Annotated in this window: 13 protein-coding genes and 2 tRNA genes; 2 read left to right on the top strand and 13 right to left on the bottom strand. The window is 59.1% G+C overall.

Annotated elements, in window-relative coordinates; translation table 11 throughout:
- Window positions 1–54: 54 nt before the first annotated feature.
- From NE591_RS02390 to NE591_RS16185, 13 genes are all read right to left on the bottom strand, one after another.
- Window positions 55–140, bottom strand: a tRNA-Leu gene (locus NE591_RS02390).
- Between the two features lie 163 nt (window positions 141–303).
- Window positions 304–378: transfer RNA gene (locus tag NE591_RS02385), tRNA-Asn, on the bottom strand.
- A 94-nt stretch (window positions 379–472) separates the two neighbouring features.
- Window positions 473–2,644: a class I SAM-dependent methyltransferase gene (locus NE591_RS02380; RefSeq protein ID WP_173112795.1), complete on the bottom strand. Its 2,172-nt coding sequence runs from the start codon at window positions 2,642–2,644 to the stop codon at window positions 473–475.
- Window positions 2,645–2,917: 273 nt separating this feature from the next.
- The gene (rpoD, locus tag NE591_RS02375) at window positions 2,918–4,072 is read right to left on the bottom strand and encodes an RNA polymerase sigma factor RpoD (RefSeq protein ID WP_227069709.1); all 1,155 of its coding nucleotides are present in this window, start codon (window positions 4,070–4,072) and stop codon (window positions 2,918–2,920) included.
- Between the two features lie 311 nt (window positions 4,073–4,383).
- On the bottom strand, window positions 4,384–5,094 hold the full coding sequence (locus NE591_RS02370; protein ID WP_173112793.1) for a response regulator transcription factor: 711 nt from the start codon (window positions 5,092–5,094) through the stop codon (window positions 4,384–4,386).
- Window positions 5,087–6,895, bottom strand: coding sequence for a DUF3365 domain-containing protein (locus NE591_RS02365; protein WP_256156275.1), 1,809 nt, complete (start codon window positions 6,893–6,895; stop codon window positions 5,087–5,089). Before NE591_RS02365 ends, NE591_RS02370 begins: the two co-directional genes overlap by 8 nt.
- Window positions 6,896–7,039: 144 nt before the next feature.
- Window positions 7,040–7,657 (bottom strand): 4Fe-4S dicluster domain-containing protein, encoded by a 618-nt coding sequence (locus tag NE591_RS02360; RefSeq protein ID WP_173112790.1) that lies wholly within the window; start codon window positions 7,655–7,657, stop codon window positions 7,040–7,042.
- 11 nt (window positions 7,658–7,668) lie between these two features.
- Window positions 7,669–10,296, bottom strand: a complete 2,628-nt coding sequence (locus NE591_RS02355) for a DMSO/selenate family reductase complex A subunit (RefSeq protein WP_173112788.1) — start codon at window positions 10,294–10,296, stop codon at window positions 7,669–7,671.
- Between the two features lie 167 nt (window positions 10,297–10,463).
- Window positions 10,464–10,919 (bottom strand): hypothetical protein, encoded by a 456-nt coding sequence (locus tag NE591_RS02350; RefSeq protein ID WP_173112786.1) that lies wholly within the window; start codon window positions 10,917–10,919, stop codon window positions 10,464–10,466.
- Window positions 10,906–11,379, bottom strand: a complete 474-nt coding sequence (locus NE591_RS02345; protein ID WP_114540518.1) for a DUF3990 domain-containing protein — start codon at window positions 11,377–11,379, stop codon at window positions 10,906–10,908. Before NE591_RS02345 ends, NE591_RS02350 begins: the two co-directional genes overlap by 14 nt.
- Before the next feature lie 58 nt (window positions 11,380–11,437).
- The gene (locus NE591_RS02340) at window positions 11,438–12,172 is read right to left on the bottom strand and encodes a hypothetical protein (RefSeq protein WP_147272723.1); all 735 of its coding nucleotides are present in this window, start codon (window positions 12,170–12,172) and stop codon (window positions 11,438–11,440) included.
- A gap of 96 nt (window positions 12,173–12,268) precedes the next feature.
- The gene (locus NE591_RS02335; protein WP_256156319.1) at window positions 12,269–14,341 is read right to left on the bottom strand and encodes a leucine-rich repeat protein; all 2,073 of its coding nucleotides are present in this window, start codon (window positions 14,339–14,341) and stop codon (window positions 12,269–12,271) included.
- Window positions 14,296–14,619, bottom strand: a complete 324-nt coding sequence (locus NE591_RS16185; RefSeq protein ID WP_367995872.1) for a leucine-rich repeat domain-containing protein — start codon at window positions 14,617–14,619, stop codon at window positions 14,296–14,298. The genes NE591_RS02335 and NE591_RS16185 overlap by 46 nt, the downstream gene beginning before the upstream one ends.
- A gap of 769 nt (window positions 14,620–15,388) precedes the next feature.
- Between NE591_RS16185 and NE591_RS02330 the strand changes: the two genes are divergently transcribed.
- Together NE591_RS02330 and NE591_RS02325 are read left to right on the top strand one after the other, a co-directional pair.
- A complete protein-coding gene (locus NE591_RS02330; RefSeq protein WP_114540523.1) occupies window positions 15,389–15,649 on the top strand; it encodes a hypothetical protein in 261 nt (86 codons plus the stop codon).
- A gap of 19 nt (window positions 15,650–15,668) precedes the next feature.
- The gene (locus tag NE591_RS02325) at window positions 15,669–16,892 is read left to right on the top strand and encodes a hypothetical protein (RefSeq protein ID WP_173112782.1); all 1,224 of its coding nucleotides are present in this window, start codon (window positions 15,669–15,671) and stop codon (window positions 16,890–16,892) included.
- The last annotated feature ends 19 nt before the right edge of the window (window positions 16,893–16,911 follow it).

Here is a 16,911-nt window from a genome sequence, read left to right as displayed (position 1 = left end):
CCATACTTCGGCGCGCATCCCAGCCGCACGGTCCCGGCAGGACTCGAACGGGAATGGTGCGGGCGAAAGGACTTGAACCTTCACGGGGGTTGCCCACCAGAACCTAAATCTGGCGCGTCTGCCAATTCCGCCACGCCCGCACTTCTGCGGTTGCCGACAAAACAGCTTGTCGGATTGGTTAATAATAGCAAAGAAACCCAGAATGCGAGGTCACAATTCGGATGAGATGACGGTGCCGCGCCCCTAACCCGCAAATGCTGCCGAAAAAGAAACGAGCCCGCCGAAGCGGACTCGCGAAAATTCTGGCTCCCCGGGTAGGATTCGAACCTACAACCCTCCGGTTAACAGCCGGATGCTCTGCCGTTGAGCTACCGAGGAATGTCGCTTTCAGAACCTTTGCCCTGACGCGCAAGATAGTATTATAACGGAGGGGCTTCTCTTTGCAAGACCCTATTTTCCTCGAAGGCGAAAATTATTTTCGGCGCACCAGATAGCATTTGTGGATGCGGAGGTTTCGCTCGAAATCGTGCGGAATGGTCTGGGCGGTAATGTCCTCCAATTCCACGCCGCAGCGCGCCAGCTCCTCGAGATCGGGCTTGAAGGTTCGCAGGTTGCAGGAGAAGACCGCCGCGCCCCCGTTGGACAGAAGGCGCGAGACGCCGACGAGCAGCTCCACATGGTCGCGCTGCACGTCCCAGGTGCGTCGGCCCATGGCCTTCGAATTGGAGAAGGTCGGGGGATCCACGAAGATAAGGTCGTAGCGCTCATGGCGGCGGCGCGCTTCGGCGATCCAGCGAGTGACGTCGGCGCGAACGAGCTTGTTGGCCGCCCCTCCCCGCCGACCCCTCGCCGAACCTCCGTCCGTTCGATCCCTTCGATTCGGCTTGTCAACAACTTCGAAGGCGAACCCGTTGGCCGCAAGATTGCGGGCCGCCCAGTCCAGGTACGTCTGAGACAAGTCCACCGTCGTCGTCTCCTTCGCACCGCCGGCCGCAGCATGCAGCGTCGCCACGCCCGTATAGGCGAACAGGTTCAGGAAGCGTTTGCCGGCGGCCATCTTCCCTACCATCTCGCGGGTTACGCGGTGATCGAGGAAGATGCCCGTATCAAGATAGCCGCCCAAATCCATCTCGCAGATCAAGCCGTCCTCGCTCGTGTGGGTCACAAAACGGCGACCGCCGGCGTCGCGGTACTGCCCGCCGCCCTTCGCGCGCAGGCGGGACTTGGAAAACACGTGCTCCGGCGGAATGCCCAGCACCGGCGGCACCAGGGAGAGCACGTCCTCGAAGCGGGCGCGGGCCTGGTCGGGGTCGACGGACTTAGGCGGCGCGTATTCGGCCACATGGGCGTACAGCTCGCCCTCGGCCTCGGCCGCCCCCTCGTACAGGTCGATGGCGCAGGCGTACTCAGGCACATCGGCATCGTAGAGACGATAGCAGGCCACCCCCTCGCGCGCCGCCCATTTGCGCCGCTCGCGGGCCACCTTGCGCAAACGACTCGCGAACTGGGCCGCCGCCGGGTCGTTCACCTCGACGGGAATGTCGGCGCCACCGGCGGGGTTGGCCACAGAAATAACCGAGGGGCGCCGGGGCGGCCTATCGAACACCTCGACTGTCGTCTCTGAACGGCCGCGGCCCAGCTTGAGGCGCACCGTCGGTTCCTCCTTGAACTTCGCAGCCATGCCCTCGAAACCTGCGAAGGCGAAACGGGAGCCGGCCGGCGCCTCGCGGGAAGCGGCCACGCACGCGGCTCGGGCAGCCACTGCCTCGGCATCGTCGTCGGCCCGAAAGACCGAGGCGACGCTGGCCACAAGCCGGGGGGCATCGGGACACGCCGGCGCGGTGGCAAGCAGCGCCATGCGCGCCTCGCAGCGTTCGTCCGCCTCGTCCAACAGGTCGCCCCAGGCTTTATCGGGAAACGCCGTCCATCCCGTGAACCCCCATCGTTCGCGCAAAAGGCCCGGCGCCCGATCCTCGCGCACTTCCGCCGCCTCGCGGGCGAGGATGCTGCCGCCATCGACAGGGTCGAGAAACGTCGTCCCCTCCGCAAACAGCTCGGCCGCACCAACTGCCGCGAGCAGCGTCGCCGCCTGCGACACCACCGAGGGCGCCTCCTCCCCAGCCTCATCGCCGAGGTACGCCCGACGTGTGAGGGAGCGGCCCGACAGATCGAGCGAGAGCGTGGCCTTCTCCTCTCTAAGGCGCACCTCAACGAGGGCGTCGGGTTGCTGGGGGTTCACATCGGGTCGCGCGCCACGAGCTTCGGCCAAGCGATCGCAGATGGCGTCCTTCACCTTCAAGGCGACGAACTGGGTGTTGCGCAGCTCCACGTTGGTACCGCTCGCCCGCACGGCGATACTCGCGCCATCGGCGATCACCGTTTCCCAGGGAAGTTCGCGCACGCCGGCGTACAGGGCATCGGCGTCCCGCGCCGCCACGCGACCTACCGTGAGATTAACGCGCCCCGCGAGCCGCGACCACAGGCACACCCGCAGGGCGTCTTCGGGCGCGCCGAAAAACGATGCGCCGCCGGACAGCGGACGCACCTTCCTCACGCCGAGTCCGTGCAGCTCGTCCGCCAAAAGCTTCTCGGCACCGGGCAGGCACGTGGCGAAGAACTCGAAACTCTGCACTTGGTTGGTCATTATTCACTCCTATGAGGGCAGAATTGAAGAGTTTGGACAAAATGGGCCCCGAATGAGCTCCCACCGAACTGCTGGGGAGTCATCATCTGCTTTTTACCCGATCAATTATCGCAATACGAGTAATTCATCGATAAGAAACTCATAGGCAGCGGCCAAATCATGCATCGTGAGCTCACTCGGGCCCATTTTGTCCACAAAAGAAAAAAGTGCTCGCGGCAAACTCTGGGTTGCCAGAAAAAGCGCCCGCGGCCAAAAGTCGCGGGCGCTTGATCGCTAGTCCTCCAGATAGTCCTTAAGCTTGCTGGACCGGCTGGGGTGCCTCAGCTTCGCAAGCGTCTTGCTCTCGATCTGGCGGATGCGCTCGCGGGTGACACCGAACTCGCGGCCCACCTCCTCCAGCGTGCGCGGATGACCGTCCTCCAGGCCGAAACGGAGGCTGATGACCTTGCGCTCGCGCTCAGCCAGGCCTTCCAGCACCTTGGCCAGTTGCTCCTGCAGCATGGAGAAGCTGGCGGCATCGGGCGGCACCACGGCGGCATCGTCCTCGATGAAGTCGCCGAGCTGGGAGTCCTCCTCCTCGCCGATGGGGGTCTCCAGACTCACCGGCTCCTGGGAGATCTTCTGGATCTCGCGGACGCGCTCGGCAGTGAGCCCCATCTCCTCGCCGATCTCCTCGGGGGTTGGCTCGCGGCCGAGCTCCTGCAGAAGCTGGCGCTGGATGCGCACGAGCTTGTTGATGGTTTCCACCATATGCACCGGGATGCGGATGGTGCGGGCCTGGTCGGCGATGGCGCGGGTGATGGCCTGGCGAATCCACCAGGTGGCGTAGGTGGAGAACTTGAAGCCCTTGGTGTAGTCGAACTTCTCCACCGCGCGGATGAGACCGAGGTTGCCCTCCTGAATGAGATCCAGAAACAGCATGCCGCGGCCCACATAGCGCTTGGCAATGGAGACCACCAGACGCAAATTGGCCTCGATGAGCTGCTGTTTGGCGTCCAGGCCCACCTGCTCGATGCGGCCGAGGCGGCGCTTCTCGCGGCGATCCAGTTCAACGCCGTCGGCCTCGGCGCGCTCCAGCTCCTCGGTGGCGGCCACACCGGCCTCGATCTTCATGGCCAGATCGATCTCCTCGGCGGCGGTGAGCAGGGGCACCTTGCCGATCTCCTTGAGGTACATGCGCACCGGGTCGCCCGTGAGCATGGTCACGCCGGCATCGGCGTTGCGTTTGGCGCGGTTGCGCGCCCGGGCCTTGGTGCGAGGGGTGACCTTCGGAAGGGCGGCGGCCTCCACCGTGGCCTTCAGCTCCTCCTCGGGAATGCCGTCCAGCAGATCCTCCTCGGAATCGATGCCGGCCTCGATCTTGTCCTCAGTCAGGCTGTCAGAAGTCGCGTCGTTCGCCGCGTTCGCGGGAGGCTCCGCGTTGTCCATGTCGTCGTCATCCAGGTCGTCCATCTCCTCGACGTCCTCAGCCACCACGACCTCTTCGGTTTCGTTCTCAGGATTCTTCTTTGCAGCATCAGCCACGCGATAGTCCTTTCTCTGGCGTCCGCGCCTGATTTTGGGCATGAAAATGCAATTCTGGCGCAGAGATACAGCAGAGAAGAATACTACAAAGAGAAGACCCCTTCAAGAGAAAACCGGCCAGAAGTTTACCCGCAACAACAAAGGGCGATCTTCGCACAACCTCTACAAAAGAGGCACTCGAGCACTTAACCGCCACAGTGCCGAAACCCGTACGGCTACAGCGACTCGGCCAGCTTGTAGCCCACCCGCCAGACGGTAACAAGGTAGCGCGGCTTGGAGGGATCATCCTCTATCTTCTCGCGAATCTTGCGCACCATGACGGTGATGGAATTAGGGTCAGTCGCCTCCTTGCTGCCCCAGAGCGTCTCGAGGATCTGATCGCGGGTGAACACGGCGCCCGGGTCGGAGGCGAGCAGCTCTATTAGCTCGATCTCACGAGAAGAAAGCGCCACGACCTCGCCACGCAACCGCACCTCGTACTTTCCGAAACGGATCTCCAAATCCCCCACCGAAAAGGCCTCGGAACGGTGGTCGCGCCCTTCGCGCTGGCGCTCGCGGTCACGCTCGCGGCGGCGTAAATGCGCGTTCAGACGCAGAAGCAGCTCTTCGGACTGGAAGGGCTTCACGAGGTAGTCGTCAGCGCCGGCTTTAAAGCCGATGGACTTATCCACGATGTCGCCCTTGGCAGTGAGAAACATGATCGGCACATTGCGACCCTCGCCTCGTACGATCTCGCAGATCTCGAAGCCATTGATATCAGGCAGCATTACGTCCAGAATAAGGAAATCGGGACGCTCGGCTCTCAGCATTTCCAGGCCGTCGGTTCCATTGCCCGCGCAGCAGAAGTCGTAGCCGCCGCGACGCACGATCTGCTCGATGAGCACCTGCATGGACGCGTCGTCATCGACGAGCATCACCTTAGTCATGGTCTTCCTCCTCTGCGGGCAGTTCAACCGCGAACGTCGAGCCGCATCCCGGCTCACTTGACACGGCCACGGTGCCACCCATCATGGCCACTAGGTCCTTTACCAACGAAAGCCCCAGCCCGCTACCGCCGTAACGACGCACGGTGGACATGTTCTCCTGTCGGAACCGCTCGAAGATGAGCTCCTGGGCCTCTTTCGGAATACCTATGCCGGTGTCCCTCACGCGCATCACCACGTTGCGAGCACCATCCTCTTTCGCCTCGCAACAGACGCGCACAGCCACCTCGCCGCCGGCGTCGGTGAACTTCACGGCATTACTCGTAAGATTTGCGAGCACCCGGCGCAGCTTCTCCCAATCTCCCATAATGAGAGGCACGTCGAAATCGACACGAGTGGTGAAGGCCACGCCTTTCTTGGCAGCCACGGGCGCCATGGCCGACTCCACCATTCCCACGAGGTCGTTCAAATCAACCAGCTCCAGGTTCAGCGTCTCGGAGCCCGCCTGGATGCGGGCGCACTCCAGCACATTGTCCACCATTTCCAGCAAGATGGCGCCGTTTTTGTCAATCTCCTCCAATTGGCGGCGCGCCTCGGGCCGATCGGGGCCGATGGACTCACCCAAAAGCTCGGCAAAAGCCAAGATGGAGGTTAGCGGCGTGCGCAACTCGTGGCTGACAATGGCAAGGAAATCGGACTTGTATTGGTTGTCCCGGGCGAGCTGGGCGTTGATCTCCTCTACTCGGCGTCGCTGACACTCCAGCTCGGCGTTTGCACTGGAGAGCTGTTCTGTGCGCTCGGCTACCTGAGATTCCAAACTTCCGTAAAGCTCCTCCAGGCGCTGGGCCATAGAATGGTACTGCTCGATGAGGCCGTCTATCTCGCGGGACGAGTACAGCACGCCGCGCTCGGCCATGTCCAGGGAGCCTCGTGGCGGGAGGCCGCGCAGGCAACCGGAAGCGGACGCGGGCCCATGTCCAATGACGCCCGCTGGGCCAAAGACTCCTGGAGTACCCATCTCCCCCTCGGCCGTCCGCGCGCCGGGCTCGGCCACACGAGAGAACGAAGCACGCAGCTCCGTCAAAGGCTCAGTAATGAGTCGGCTGATGACGACATAGATGAGAAGCGCCATGGCAGCCACCACGGCCAGAAAGAACATCATGTTGCCGACGATGGCATCACGCATGTTGGCCATGGCGCCATTGGCGGGAACCACCACCGATACTGCTCCGGCCACATCTCCCACACTCCAGCCTTCTTTCGGGTAACCAGTCGCATCCAGCTCGCCGGCGGGCTGGCCGTGGCACTCGATGCAGTCGTCGGAGACGTCCATGGCCCGCACATAGCGGAAGACCTGATCACCTCCCTCGGTCTGGTAGCCCCATACCTCATCGGTGTCCTCATCCGTCAAAAATGCCTCGATGGCGGCGGCCTCGTAGGCGTCCGGGATATTGTAGATGTTGCGCGGGTTCAAATTCGTGAAGCGGATGGAGTAGTCCGTCTTCTCGGAGAACAGAGCCGCCACCGACTTGCCCGCGATGGCGCAGTGCAGTCCCTTGTAGTCGTACTCCCCATCGGAGGTGTAGTTGATGACGTTCTGATTCAGGGAGATGAAATCCCACATGGCATCCATCTCGGTAACGAGCACCCGTGACTTTTCCAGAAGGTCGGTCTCGGCACGGCGCGACTGATCGTCGTAGGTGAACGCAAGGAACACCGCTGATATCAGCACGAGAACAACCGTGAGAAGCCCGATGAGCTTCGTCCGCAGTCCGATCTTCCTCTGTCGCCCGACTCTCGCCACAGCTCTACCGCACCCACTTCCAGGCAGTGCGCGGCCGGCTCGTCTTCTTATCCATGCACCCTCCCTAACCCCCGATGCGGCTGGTAGGAGTTATACCCTACCAGCCGCCGTAAAGCTAGTGTCCCGTTCTTAAGCCGTCGGCGCTTAGGCCTCGTGGCTCACTTCTTGCGGGTTGCGCAGCACACCGCCCTTGGCCGCGTCGCGATGGGGCGCGAACACTACGGCCGGACCGGTCTCATCGGTCAGCTCGCCGATAGCTGATACGCCCTCGGGATGGCGCTCGCGCAGCTCAGAAAGGGTGCCGAACTCGAGCGCGCGCACCGGGCAGGCCTTGGCGCAGGTGGGATCCGGTGTGCCCTCCGGGTTCTCGTCGGAGCAGAGCACGCACTTGTGAGACAGGCCGTCGTCTAGCTGCACGGGGTGCCCGTAGGGGCAGCTCTTCTCGCAGGTCATGCAGCCGATGCACTTCTCCTTGTCGTTGTTGACGATGCCCGTCTCCGGGTCCTTCTGCATGGCGCCGGTGGGGCAGTTGGCCACGCAGGCCGGGCTCTCGCAGTGGCCGCAGGTCATCGAGACATAGTAGGTGAACGCCGTGGCCGTATAAGCGCCGGCCCCGTCGGCCTTCCACTCGCCGCCGCCGAACTCGAACACCTTGCGAAACTTCTGCGGCACTTCCAGGTCGTTGCGGTCGAAGCACGAGGTCATGCAGGCCTTGCAGCCGGTGCAGATGTCGGTGTTGACGAAAAATCCGTACTGTTCCATGGTCTATCCCCCTAGGCCTTCTCGATCTTGCACAGGTTGGAGTGGACGCCGTTGCCCTTGGAGATGGGCGTCGGGCGCGAGGACGTCAGCACCGAGATGCAGCCGCCCAAATCGAGCACGCTGGGATCGCCGATGGTGGCGCCGTCGCGGGTCACCGGGTCGTACCACGCGCCCTGGGGCACGCTGACCACGCCAGGCATGATGCGGTTCGTCACCTTCGCGGTCATCCGGGAGCGGCCGCGCTCGGTGGACACGATGACGGTGTCGTCCTGCTTGATGCCGAGCGTGGCGGCATCGCCCTCGTTGATCCAGCACTGCTGCGGGGCCACCGAGCTCATCCACGGCACGTTGCCGTAGGAGGAGTGGGTGCGCGTCTTAGTGTGGTGGCCGATGAGCTGGAAGGGGTACTCCTCGCGCAGCGGGTCGCCGTAGCCCTCGAAGTTCTCGTACCAGATGGGCAGGCCCGTGATCTGGTCGCGGCCGTCGTCGGGCACGTACCCGCCGCCGGTGAGGTCCCACTGGCGCGACAGGTTGTAAGCCTGCTTCGAGAACACCTCGTACTTGCCCGAGGGCGTGGCGAGCGGGCCTTCCGGCGCGGCGATGGCCGGCTCATGGTCGTCGGTCTGCTTGATGAGGCCTGCGGCGCGGAACTCCTCGAAGGTGTCGGGCAAGTCGTCGCCGGCCGCCTTCCCCTCGTTGTAGCACCACTCGATCCAGTCGAGCTGGGTCTTGCCCTCGGTGAACTCGTCCTTGATGCCGAGCGCATCGGCCAGAAGGGTGCAGATCTCGTAGACGGGCTTGGCCTCGAACAGAGGCTCGATGGCCTTCGACTCGCAGCAGATGAAGCCGGTCCAGGCGGTGCCGCCGGTGGTGAGGTCGTCCTCCTCGAAGGGCGTGGTGCCGGGCAGGATGATGTCGGAGGCCATGGCCGTCGGCGTCATCCACGGATCAACCGTGACGATCATGCGCACGCCGGAATCTTTCTCGTCTGGAAGATTGTAGATGCGCAACGAGTCGTTGATGTCGGCGTGCTGGCCCATCATGACGTTGGAGCCGTAGTTCCAGATGAACTTGATGGGGGCCTTCAGCTTCAGGGTGCCGGGCTCCTCGGCGTAGCTGGTGACACCGGTCTCGTCGATGGCGCGGATGCCCCAGGTGGCGTCGTTCATGACCGTGTAGTCCTCGATGGCCTGGTACCAGTCGAAGAACGACACGCACACGTCCACCGTGTTCTTCTCGGGGAAGCACGGGATGGCCGTGGGGGTAGCGAACGGAACGCCGCCCACGCCCTCACGGGCGCCGGTGCCGCCGCCGGAAATACCCACGTTGCCGGTGATGGCGGCGATCATCGCGATGGCGCGGGAGTTGTTGCCGCCGTTGGAGTGACGTTGCGGGCCCCAGCCCTGAATGGTGGCCGTCGGACCGTCCATGTACAGGTCGGCCAACTCGCGGATAGTGTCGGCCGGGATTCCGGTAATGCCGGCGGCCCACTCGGGGGTCTTCTCGCCGGTGCCCTTGTAGGCGCCGGTGCCGGCGAGGTAGGCCTCGTAGGACATGTCCTCCTTGATGGTGAGCTTGCCGGACTTGTCGAGCCCCATGAAGGCGGTGCTCGTGGGCTCGGCGGCTTTCACGTCGTCGGCGAAGCTGTCGGAGAAGAAGCCGACGAACTTGTCGCGGATGAGCTGCTCGTCCAGCTTGCCGGCGCTGAACAGGTACTGGATCATGCCGGCCACGAGCGCCATGTCGGTACCGGGGCGGATGGGGATCCAGCGGTTGGCCACGCCCACGGCGGTATCCGACAGGTGCGGATCCACCACCACGATGGTGGCCTCGGGGTTCTGCAGGCGCACCTGGGTAAGCAGGTACTGCATGGCCGAGCCGGACATGCGGGTGTTGGCCGGGTTGTTGCCGAACAGCACGATGTTCTTGGAGTTCACGAGGTCGGTCACCTCGTTGTTCGACCAGGCGTCGCCGTTAAAGAGCGGCATCTCCCAGGTGATCTGTCCGGTGGAGTAGTCGGCGTACTGGCGCAGGTAGCCGCCCCACAAATTCATGAGGCGTGCGAACATGGTCTGATCGGGATGCCACGACTTCGACACCGTGCCGCCCAGCACGCCGGTGCCGTACTGGATATAGAAGGCGTCGTTGCCGTACTCCTCCTTGATCTCCTTCATGGTGGTGGCGATGAGATCGATGGCCTCGTCCCAGGTGATCTCCTCGTACTTGCCCTCGCCGCGCTTAGTGCCCTCGACGCGCTTGAGCGGCTTCTGAATGCGGTCGGGGCTGTAGATGCGCTGGCGGTTGGTGCGGCCGCGCACGCAGGAGCGCATCTGGTAGATCTTGCCAGGGCCGAACTCGTCATCGCCGTCGGAATCGATGTCGATGCGCACGACCTGGCCGTCCTTCACATAGGCCTTCAGCGGGCAGCGGCTACCGCAGTTCACGTGGCACGACGACCAGCTAACGGTGTCGTAGTCAAGCGGATCCCCGCCGGTAACGGGCAGGCTGTCTGCGGCCGGCTCCTCCTGCTTGGAGGCCGGCGCGCAGCCGGTCAGCGCCACGCCGACCCCCGTCGCCCCGGCCAGGCCGAGGAACGACCGGCGGCTGATCTTGCCGAAGGTTTGCGCAGTCTTTCCCATAGACTCCCCTTTCCTCTTCTTGTTCGGGGCCCGAAATGGAAGCCGGGCCCTCCCTCGGAAAGTAAGTCTACGCGCACGAGCATGGAACCTCCATGGGTATTTGGTTCATTTTTCCTTAGGGATTTCTTATCGAATTATTGCATCCCAGGTCAGAGTCACAAAAATCGCTACTCCAACTCCCCCGTGGCGTAAGCGTCGTAGATGGCCTCGGGGGAATCGTAGTAGAAGCTGCCGTTGTAGTCGTCGATGAGAGCGCTGACCGGAGAGCAGTAGGCGCGCAGAATTGCTTCGACATCGGTCGTCCCCTCACGGTCGGCGATGGCAAGGACGAGTCGCTTGTACACCTTGCCTATGTCCCAGTGGGAGGGAACGGCGTAGCGAGCGGCAGCGACGTTGTCGAAAACGCCTTCGCCGATATCGGCCTCTTCGATGAAGTGATCGCTCACCGCATCGATGTTGTCGCAATGGTACACATCGGCCAACTCCACGATGCGCCCCAGGCGCTGCGGCCCGAGCGCTTCCACAACATCCGACCGGCGGTTCTTCGTCTTGCGCGCGATATAATCGACCAGGCTGCAAACGAAGAATATATCGTTCGCACGGCGGCTCTCACGCCCTTCCATCTCCGACCTCCTCGCAATTGACGAACTCCAGTGATTCAAGTGCCCTGTCGGTGCAGAAGGCGATCTGGTGCGTTGGATACTTGAACTTCGCCAAAGCCCAGAACTGCTCGCGCGTGATGGCACCCTCGATGTACTCGGAAACGTAGTTGTATATCTGGTCGTCCGCCATGGCGCCTATGACCACGTCGTGGGAATGGGACTCGCCGTGGCGGCACGCGACGATGAAGTCGAGCCACTCCTCACTCATCTCCGGAAACTCCAGGATGTCGAGGCCTTGGGCGAAGCGGACCACGTAGGTGTTCACGCGCGGCACCGGCATGCGCTGCGCCCAGCGCTCGGCCTGCTCACGGATGACGGTGCAGTAAAACCCCGGTCCGAAGTCTTTCGTGTAGCGCCCGACTCGAATCTCGGGCGCGGCAACGACGTCTCCGCTACCGTGGTACACCGTCATAAGTGCCATAGCCCGCGCTCCTTTCTTTGGTCGAGGCCATTATACCGCCAACCATACAAAGGAACGGTTAGTCTTTCAGCACCTTCTGAGGCCCAAGCGGTTGAACGAATATTTGTCGCTCGGCCCCGAGAGCGTGTGAATCGACCATATCCCTAACCACACTAAGTCGGCAGGTCATTCTGAATTGTTGCCGGTACTTGCATCCCAGTATGTTCTCGTATTCCAGACTTTTCACTACATTCACTACAACATCGTTGCCCTGAGGCACACGGACCATCTGGGACTTCGAGCAGGCTGACGGAACGCAACTAAGTTCCAACTCGGCATCGGGAGATACGCCAAAACCATCCAACTCCCAATGGTAATTATTTGCGGGGCCATCGCCGACATTTTGCAATACTATCTCAATACTATGGACGGCTTTCGAAGCGGAGCACTCGAAAGCACCGTTTGCATTGAACGCTTCTGCTTTTTCGTCTCCACATTTAACAGACGCAATAACAAAAAATGGACGTTTAGTATTCTCCTGTTCGCGCCTTTCTTGATCTTCGTAAGCCCATTTCGTCTGAACGTAGGACACCGTTGCCAATGCGACGGTAGCAACGGCAGCAACGCATGATCCGAGATAGCCGAGAAATTCACCGAAGTCGCAATTTGCCCTCATCCATTCTGAAGGAGCCTCCTGTTTGAACGCGCAATTAAAGGCGATAAAAGCGAGGATCGTCGCCACAACTACAACGACAGATGTAATGATTGCCGTACAAGCAATGGTTCGTTTTCTATTCGTGCTACTCAAGCCCAAAACTTCAGTCTCCTATAGCGCTGAACATCCTGCTCGGCGCTTTTCTCACCCATCTCGCCTCCACCGATCCTTCCCAGGAGGTACCCGACAGCAAACCTACGAGAACGCTATCAAGTACCCGAGGGAGTTAAGCAGTTCGTTATTTTTAGCCGCAAGAGCAACAGAGGCCCTCGATGCTTCAGCCGTCGATTGAGTCGCTTCGGCGGTTGCTGCGGAGTCTATCGCAATCTCCTCGACCCTCTCAGCAATAGATGCCGTGTTTTTCGCAATGCCCCACATTGCGTTCAGCGCATTAGTTTCCAGCAACTTTATCTGCTCGGATACTTTCTCGAGGGTAGCGTTCGCCTTCTTAAGTTCGCTGTAGAGAAGATGCTGTCCCTCTTTGATTTTCTCGAGAGACCCCAAAACATCATCAAGTTTAGTGATAATCAAATCGGCGCGGCGCTCCGATTCGTAGAGATTGTATGCCCCATCAGGCCCCGAAAGAGCTTCGCAGCGTCCTGATTCAAGATACTCGAGAATAGATGCAATCGCGGGCAACGTCCTATATTTTGAGAAGATGACATTGCAAGAGTACAAATCGCTGCGTATCTGAAGAGCCCGTTCCAGCTCTTTTCGAGCTATTCGCTCCTCTTCCGCATAAACCTTTTCCAGCTCCTCAGCTTCTTCTCTTGTCCTTTGAAGCGGATTATCATCTGCAATGAGCCGTTCTATCTTTTCGTTGAGCTTATTAATCTCCAAGTTTCTGAGTTTGTCGAGAGCGGCCTCGCGAAGCTTGCACGCACGTTCGTATTCATCGAAAGCTTTTTCCGACTTCTTTTTTGCTAAGGCTATTTCCTTCGCTCGCTCTTCAACCTCTTGCTCATATTTCGCGCGCAATATCCCATTAGCTTGCTCAGCTTTTTTCTTGTTGAAAAAACCCACCTTAAAATAGTTAGGTTGCTCGATTGGAGGGAGGCTATCCGCAAAGGCTTTCATGGAAAACGCCTCTGGCTTATCCGGAACCGGGGGCACCTCGGCCGCATGCTCCAAGGTGATAACAGGTTTCGCCCCCGCCTTGAGGGCGTCAACTCTGCCCTGAAGGGCCATTGCCATTTCCAAGAAGGGCGTTTCGACCATCTGGCGAACCGATTGAGATTGAGGCGTCACCGATCTTGCCACTTGGTTGTATCTTAATCGCGCTTCTTCAAACTGGCATACTACCCTTGCAGCCAAGTAAACTTGCGTCTCGCAATCAAGCACCGTTCGCAAATAATTCACCAGCGAGGTTGTACGATCCGCATCAACTTGCGGGGAACTATCTCGCGTCTCTGGCTCAAATTTCTCTATTTCGACGTCGGGATTCGGCAGATCTGATAGAGGGAAGATGCTCGCCAGCTCACTGGCGCTCTCCGACTCGAAGGGAACGAGCCACACTGTCGTTCCGTTAGCTCGCCAGCCGGGAATAGAGGAGTCGAAGACGGGAGGGGTTGAATCTGGAGACGAATCCGCAAAGGGCAGTATCTCGTACAGCAATTCGGGCGTCTCCCCCTTGCTGAGCGCTGTCCGAACCGATTCAAGCGAAGCGTTAATCACAATATCGCGCTTTTCCACAGCTCCGAATAATGTGCCCTGGCCCACTCCCCCCAACTTTCCTTCGCGAAGCGCCTTAAAACGGCCGCAGCCCCCCACTCGAACCACCTCCGCAAAAGCCAATATGGATTCGAGATTGGCGCAACCACGAAATACACGCGAATCGCGCGTACACGCATCTTTCAAAAAAGTGACGGTGCGAAGTGCGCCACATGAATGGAAAGGGTCGTCACTGAGCCAGAGGGTTGATGACGCTTTACCTTTACCGAGGAAAAGAATTGCCTCCAACGATGAACAATACGCAAAGGCATTGCCATCAATACCACTCACGCTTTCGGGCACTACCAGCGATTCGAGCGAAGAGCACCCCTCAAATGCGCTGTCGCTTATATATTTGAGTCCCTCGGTGAGGGTGAGAGACCGCAACGCCGAACAGCCTTGAAAAGCGCCTTGCTGTATCTCTTCAACACCTTTGGGGACGATCACAGATTCGAGAGCCTTACATCCCTTAAACGCTTCGCGGCCAATGGAGACAACACTGCTGGGAATCCTTACCGATCGAAGGTTGATGCACCCCTTGAACGTAAACCAGGATATTTTTTAACGCCTTCAGGAATAACCACTGACCTTAGAGAGCAGCATTCTTTAAACGCCCAATCCCCTATTTCCTTTACACTCTTCGGAATGTCAACAGATTGAAGCGACGAGCAACCATTGAAGGCATTATGTCCGATGTACTCAATACCTTTGGGTAAGATAACTTTCTGAAGAGAGGTCCATCCCTCAAACGCTCTATCGGCAATACCCGTGAATTCTCGCGGAATTGTAATAACCTTAGGCCTCTCGGCACCGAAGGACGGTTTGTACAAAGTCATCGCCTCAAACCAACCTTTCCCGTAGACGCTCTTTTAACTGCAGAGACGAAAGCCGTCGCTCGCTTCGTGACGTCTCTCTTTCGCTGATGCTGACGTATCAAAGGGTAACGTGTTATTCGGAAGGTTTGTTGCGCAACAAACCTAACGGCATCGGCTAGATCCCTCCCCGCGCAAATGTCCAATCACCAGATACGACTTCGCTTCGTGGCCATGGATGTCGCCCAGCCGCCTTCGTCCTCTTCGAGAGTTAGGACGTTGATGGTACAATGCCGGGTACCACACTGTGTCGTTGTCCTTGAGGGCAAGGCGCTTACAACAGAATATGCGGCAGGCGAGCTTTAGCGCTCGCTGTCGGTATGCGCGTCTTGCTCTTTGCGGTTGAACCATTGATAAGGAGGGTATCTGCCTGTCTGGTGGTTCGCCGTGTTACGAGCGCCCCGACACAGTGTGGTAACTGCGGTGGATACCCTCCTTACCTCTGTATGGGGCCGTCGCCGCGGTTGCACGCAACCGTCGTCGGAAGGACGCGCCCTTGCCTCGCCGGAACGCCGCATTCCCGCAACAATTTTAGATCGGATGACCATTGTCGAGGGGGCCATGTTCTGCGTCGCCCCCCCCCTTCCATGAGAAACCCAGGCGATTACCCCCATAGCATCTATCATTATCGCAGGTCATTTATGCAATTTGTTGCGCAACATATTTCGATTACTGTCGAATACTATATCCACACCCCATCAATTCAGAACATTTTGGAACGAGAGGATTTACCATGTTTACACCAAACACACTGCCGCTTATCTTAGTTGTACTCCTGATTTACTTCATTCTGCTCATAGCACCCACAAGCCTCTATGTCGAAGCCGCCCGCGAGAAGGGATACTACCAAAACAAGAGCACTGCGTACTTATACGTCATTGCTGCCTTTTTCACTCCTTTTACTGTGGGGTTATATGTCGCCGGACTGCCTGATCGCAGAATACTTCCCGAAGCCCCTAAACAAAACCTAACTGATGATCTGCCGGCCATTTAAGTAGTACGAGGAGACGGATGTGGCAAACTTCAAGGTCGTATTTCGCAGCGACAATCAGGGCGCAGACGCCTCTCCAGGCTGGGAGCCAGGCTGTCCGCTGCTTGTAAATGCGGTACAAGTATCGCGCAACACCGATACGGGCCAGTGCTATCTGCAGCTGAAGCTGTCGAACATCTCCGGAGCTACAGTAGACAGTTTCAAGCTGCAAGCCGATGTGAGCTATGTCGACGGCGCTTCCGAAACCGTGGAGCTCAACCCCCTCGACGCCGACATCCAGCCAGCCAAGACGTATCGCCCCGAGCCAGTTTTACTTACTGGATCGCAAATCACCAACGTTATCGTCCGCGTTCTCTCTGTCTCTCAACCCGAAATAGAGTGGCACGCTGAGGCTGGATCCGAGCCCGGGCCCATTCCTGTGGGAACTGAGCTTGTGCTTGACAAAAAAGCAGCCACAGAACGCACTAAATCACTGGGAGAACTTTACAAAGACTCTTCCAAATACCGCCATGCGGTAACACTTGGCAATACATGGTGGGTATGTTCCTGCGGCATGCCCAATGTCGATCGGGATCGGTGCTGCAGATGCGATCTCTCCAAAGATTATCTTGTCGCCCTCGAGGACGAACAGTCCCTTATCGCGCGATGCGAAGAACGCAGGATCCGTACTGCCAAACGAAAGAGAAAGACATTGATCGCGAGCGCCTCTTTCATCATTGCCGTAGTTGCTGCTTTAGCCATTTTGTTCTTCACAACGGATATCATCGTTCCAAACGCCTCTTATAATGCCGCAGCCCGTCTCTTGAGCGAGAAAAACTACGACAGCGCGTATTCCGCCTTCCTCAAACTCGGAACTTATCGAGACTCCGACCAGGCAGCACAAGAATGTGCGTCGCAGGCAGCGCAAAGCGCTCTTGACTCTGAAGAGTTCGCAACACTGGAACGCTGGTATTCTAGAATAAACTGCAAGAATGAGATCGATGGCTCCATCCGTGAAAAAGCCAGCCAGCTCAGCTCAGAAAACAAGCTTGGCTCAGCTGCGGGGCTTTATCAGATCATAGGCGATGAGGAAGCCGAGAACCAAACACTCTACCAGTACGTCAAGAACAACTACGACGGCGATTACAACGAATTTGTGGTCAAGTTCCTCGGACAGTTAGCTCAGAATAATTACGAGGACTCCAGAGACTTGAGAAATAGCTATATCGAAAGATGGAAGAGTGAATATCCTGATATAGCGGAGTGAATCAATACGGTGCGATCGC

This window comes from Adlercreutzia sp. DFI.6.23, assembly GCF_024462535.1.
Lineage (GTDB): Bacteria > Actinomycetota > Coriobacteriia > Coriobacteriales > Eggerthellaceae > Adlercreutzia > Adlercreutzia rubneri.
This window is presented reverse-complemented; position numbering and strand designations above follow the sequence as displayed.

Coding starts and splice junctions, on each gene's coding strand:
- NE591_RS02370 (WP_173112793.1), bottom strand. CDS start 5,094: ATGACTAAGGTGATGCTCGTCGATGACGACGCGTCCATGCAGGTGCTC.
- NE591_RS02330 (WP_114540523.1), top strand. CDS start 15,389: ATGTTTACACCAAACACACTGCCGCTTATCTTAGTTGTACTCCTGATT.
- NE591_RS02380 (WP_173112795.1), bottom strand. CDS start 2,644: ATGACCAACCAAGTGCAGAGTTTCGAGTTCTTCGCCACGTGCCTGCCC.
- NE591_RS02350 (WP_173112786.1), bottom strand. CDS start 10,919: ATGGAAGGGCGTGAGAGCCGCCGTGCGAACGATATATTCTTCGTTTGC.
- NE591_RS02360 (WP_173112790.1), bottom strand. CDS start 7,657: ATGGAACAGTACGGATTTTTCGTCAACACCGACATCTGCACCGGCTGC.
- NE591_RS16185 (WP_367995872.1), bottom strand. CDS start 14,619: ATGACTTTGTACAAACCGTCCTTCGGTGCCGAGAGGCCTAAGGTTATT.
- rpoD (WP_227069709.1), bottom strand. CDS start 4,072: ATGGACAACGCGGAGCCTCCCGCGAACGCGGCGAACGACGCGACTTCT.
- NE591_RS02355 (WP_173112788.1), bottom strand. CDS start 10,296: ATGGGAAAGACTGCGCAAACCTTCGGCAAGATCAGCCGCCGGTCGTTC.
- NE591_RS02345 (WP_114540518.1), bottom strand. CDS start 11,379: ATGGCACTTATGACGGTGTACCACGGTAGCGGAGACGTCGTTGCCGCG.